Below are 3,909 nucleotides of genomic sequence, written 5' to 3'. Positions count from 1 at the left end.
AAAAAAAAAGGTATCCAAATTGCAGTTCAGGCTAAGCACTATTCGCCGGGAAATAAGGTCGGGAGCCCAGCAATCCAGCGCGCTGCTGGGCTTTTAGCACGTCAGGATATTGATCGTGTCCTTGTTGTTACTACGTCGTCATTCACATCAGACGCTATAGAGGTAGCCGAAAACCGTGGTGTTGAACTCCAAACCACAAGACGAAGCGAAGGTGGTGTCGACCAGAGTACAGAGCCTGCCAATGATTTAGATTGGGAAGATCGTGATGATAAAGATACTCCAATAGTCAACTGCCCAAACTGTCAAAAGACATTTAAACGGACAGGGTGGTTCCCTTTCGTATCACACTTCCTTGAGTGTGAAATGCCAAAAGAAAGGCCAGAAGGATTAACGAACGAGAAATGGAGAAAAATACAGCAGGAGGTTGAAAAGCGAAAGACCGATGATTCAGCTACAGATAGTAATGGCGATTCAAAGAATGCTTCTATTATCGGCCAAGTATCTCAGAAAGGGTCAGGACGAGATGGAGATCCTGAAAAACACATTTCCTTAGAAAACCTATCGTCTATTGAAAAAAGATTAGCAGAAGTCTATAAAGAATATATTCCAAATTGGGAAAGAAAAAGCAATAGAATATTATATTTTAACTTCAACAACCAGTGTTCAGATATTCCGCCTAATTTTCCAAGCTTGAGTGGCCGTAAAAATAGCTGCTACATTATCCAAGGCTCAATACATAAAATAAAGCACTTTTCTAATTCAGATTCAACTTTTCGGAGGTTTCAGAAGACTGTTAAGATATATGGCTGGGAAATAATAAAGAGTGAAATAAACAGACCCAAGGAGCAAAGTAAGAATACAAAGACCGGAGATGACCGGGTGTCATTTACATTTACTATAGATACTAGGTGTAGAAATGAGATAGATGCAAAAAAGCAGGCAAAAATATCTAGTTTAATATTAGACAACATTTTCAACAAAGATGTTTCTAAAGTACAGATAATCAGCGGACTACCCAAAGAGAATTCAAAACACCATTATTCTCTTAGTGATAGTTAGTCAATACTGAGGGTTATCGGTCGCACTTGTGTATTTTTCATACCTGAACTAAATTGGGAGACAAGTCACTGTAGTATGCGATCAAATATGTTAGTAATATCGTACTTAGCACCGGGTCGTGTGTAGTTGTCGAAGAATGACAGCTAGAGGATGTATAATAAGTAATCGTATTTCACTGAACCTTCTGTACTGAACGAATCAAGGGAGCGAAGAACTGGTATGAGACCTCTTCTATGACACGCTCGACGCTTTCTATGATAGGCTCGTTATGACTAACCGCTTGACCAGGCGTCGATTACTTCGCGCAACAGGGTCGTGTCAATGTCCCCTGCTCCCCAGTCGTTGATCGCCTCTCGGAGCCTATTCGTATCAACCCTACCTGTATCGTTACGGTAGTAATCAAGTGAAGGGGTGACTGATAGGATTAATGGGGCTGCAAAAGATGACTCAGCTGAGGAAACCTCGATTTCACCGCTGTAGTCTCCCTTGGCGCTACTTGGAATGTCAACTGTTACTTCGATAGTCTCATGACTGCTCGGGGGGATATCAAATCCGGATTGCCCGAACGATACATTATCGGCCGAGATAGTGTCCCCATCATCGCTTTCGAGGTTAGTTGCCGAAAATGTCACATTTTCCAATGTGTCGAATCCAGCGCTTTCTTCAACTGTAACTGATGTATCCGCCAGGGAGCATTCGTCTTTAGCTAATACTCAGAGTAATACTGGATCGCGTCGATTTGAGAGTAGATCTCGTTAGAACACGACTGCTACGGGACGAAAAGACGGTTTCCAAAGGTTCTGTATCGTCTACTTTCAGCTGCAAGAGCGTTTCAGTCGTTAGATTTCTTCATCTACTACCATCGGGCATAATCATTAGGTGAAATATTACTACTGGTCTGAGCTAAAAACGAATGGCCGACGTTCAATCTGATCTGAGGGGGGAGTGTTGGACACACTCGGTCCCTCCTCAATCCTCTCGCAAAGATGCCTTGATAAGCCGCTACTGTCAGGCGGTTCTTCGCTTAGCTAAAGACGCATGAGACGGATGGTTTGTTCACCCGAGACGCCAGTGCGTGAAGCAAAGATTCACCTATCCGGGCTGTCACGCCCATGACTCGGCTTCTTTCGCACACGGACCAGCAAACGACGTGCTCTAAGGCACGGAATAGCGGTCGGTCTCTTGCGTCTCATGTGTTAGTTCACGCTCTCATGGCGTAGCAGCGTTTCCATCGAATCAACACGGCAGACCTTCGAGGTTTGATATCACCATGTGATATTTAATAACCTCTATATAAATAGAAAATATGGATTGTAACCGACGACACATCATGAAATTCCTCGGAGCAAGTAGTACTTTTACACTTGCTGGCTGTAGTCAATTCAGTAATAGCGGGAGCGAAGCAAATACGGATCAACCTTCAGACAGTAACCATACAGACACATCCCAACCACAGACTTCAGACAACGTGACTGCACCCACACAACAGCTTCACAAGATAATTCCTTCTGATGGAGATCGTAAAGATGCCTTTGGGGAGGGGGTTGCAATATCTGGTGATGGGACAACTGCAATCATCGGTGCCGATGGTGATGATGATAATGGTAGAAATGCAGGTTCCACATATGTGTTCATGCAGAGAGAAGGGGGCTGGAAACGGGAGGACAAACTCTTCGGTGACGAAAGTGAAGGGTCCCTCAGTTTTGGTGCGTCGGTAGCTGTATCAAATGATGGATCTATCGCTCTGATTGGTGCGCCTAGTGAATCGGGTCCAGAGGGAGACCGTCTCGGAGCTGCGTACGTATTCGTGCAGACCGGTGGGGGATGGAGTCAACAGGCAAAACTCAATGTCCCCGGTGATGGCAGTGAATTTGGTTCTAGAGTTGCAATTTCAGGTGATGGGGCAACTGCTCTCATTAGTGCCTCTCATGCTTCTAACTCAAACGGCGAATATGCCGGGTCTGCATACATATTCTCGAAAGAAGATGGAGAGTGGACTCAGGAAGCAAAACTCATAGCTAATGATGGTGATGGAACGGATTTTTTCGGAACGGATGTCGCAATATCAGGCGACGGAACGACTGCCATCATTGGAGCCTCTGCCGACGAGGATCCAAATGGTCCTCGTGCTGGATCCACGTATGTATTCGTACGAGAAAATGGGAGTTGGACTCAACGAACAAAACTCACTGCCCCTAATGGTGAGATGAGTGATGGCTTCGGCACTAGTGTTGCAGTATCGGGTGACGGGACAACTGCTCTCATAGGTGCCAATGGCGAGGACAACTCGAATGGTGAAAATGCGGGTTCCACGCACGTGTTCTCACAGGAAAATGATGGATGGACTCAGGAGACGAAACTCGTAGCCAAAAACGGCACCGATGATGATTCATTCGGTATTGCAGTCGCAGTATCGGAAGACGGGACAACTGCTATCATCGGGTCTTACACGGACGCGGAACCAAACGGCAACTATGCAGGTTCTGCGTATGCATTTTCACGGGTAGATGAAAACTGGACTCAACAAGCAAAGCTTGTAGCTAACGATGGAAGCAAAAATGATCGGTTTGGTGAATCTGTCACAGTATCAAACGATGGGACGATAGCTATCATCGGGGCTTACAATGCCGACAGCCCGAACGGTCAGTTTAGTGGGTCTGCATACGTTTTCAAATGAATTTTGCGCCGTTTTGGAGATCGGTGTTCAGATTAGCTGGTTCCATGCGAAGGCGAATGATTGGAGCCAGTCGTCAGTTGTGTCTCGCTGGGCGTTGCTGAAACAGTTTGAGAACGAAGAGGTACGGCATTTTACCTCACGAAAGACACGTTCGACGCTGTTTCGATTTCCAT

Annotated in this window: 3 protein-coding genes and 1 pseudogene; 2 read left to right on the top strand and 2 right to left on the bottom strand. The window is 45.6% G+C overall.

Annotation, left to right across the window (positions count from 1 at the left end):
- Positions 1–1,059: restriction endonuclease (locus BMX17_RS24585; RefSeq protein ID WP_139203784.1), on the top strand; the 1,059-nt coding region annotated here is incomplete at its 5' end.
- A gap of 272 nt (positions 1,060–1,331) precedes the next feature.
- Here the strand turns inward: BMX17_RS24585 and BMX17_RS26575 are convergent.
- The gene (locus BMX17_RS26575) at positions 1,332–1,691 is read right to left on the bottom strand and encodes a hypothetical protein (RefSeq protein ID WP_170845569.1); all 360 of its coding nucleotides are present in this window, start codon (positions 1,689–1,691) and stop codon (positions 1,332–1,334) included.
- A 698-nt stretch (positions 1,692–2,389) separates the two neighbouring features.
- On the opposite strand from BMX17_RS26575, the gene BMX17_RS24580 reads away from it, so the two are divergent.
- Entirely contained in the window at positions 2,390–3,736 is a 1,347-nt protein-coding gene (locus BMX17_RS24580) for an FG-GAP repeat protein (protein WP_170845568.1), read from the top strand.
- Between the two features lie 27 nt (positions 3,737–3,763).
- Here BMX17_RS24580 and BMX17_RS24575 read toward each other — a convergent pair.
- Positions 3,764–3,909 (bottom strand): annotated as a pseudogene (locus BMX17_RS24575) (IS6 family transposase); the annotation flags it as partial.

Source organism: Halorientalis persicus (genome assembly GCF_900110215.1).
Lineage (GTDB): Archaea > Halobacteriota > Halobacteria > Halobacteriales > Haloarculaceae > Halorientalis > Halorientalis persica.
The sequence above is the reverse complement of the archived record's forward strand: the minus strand, read 5'-3'. Positions and strand labels throughout refer to the sequence as shown.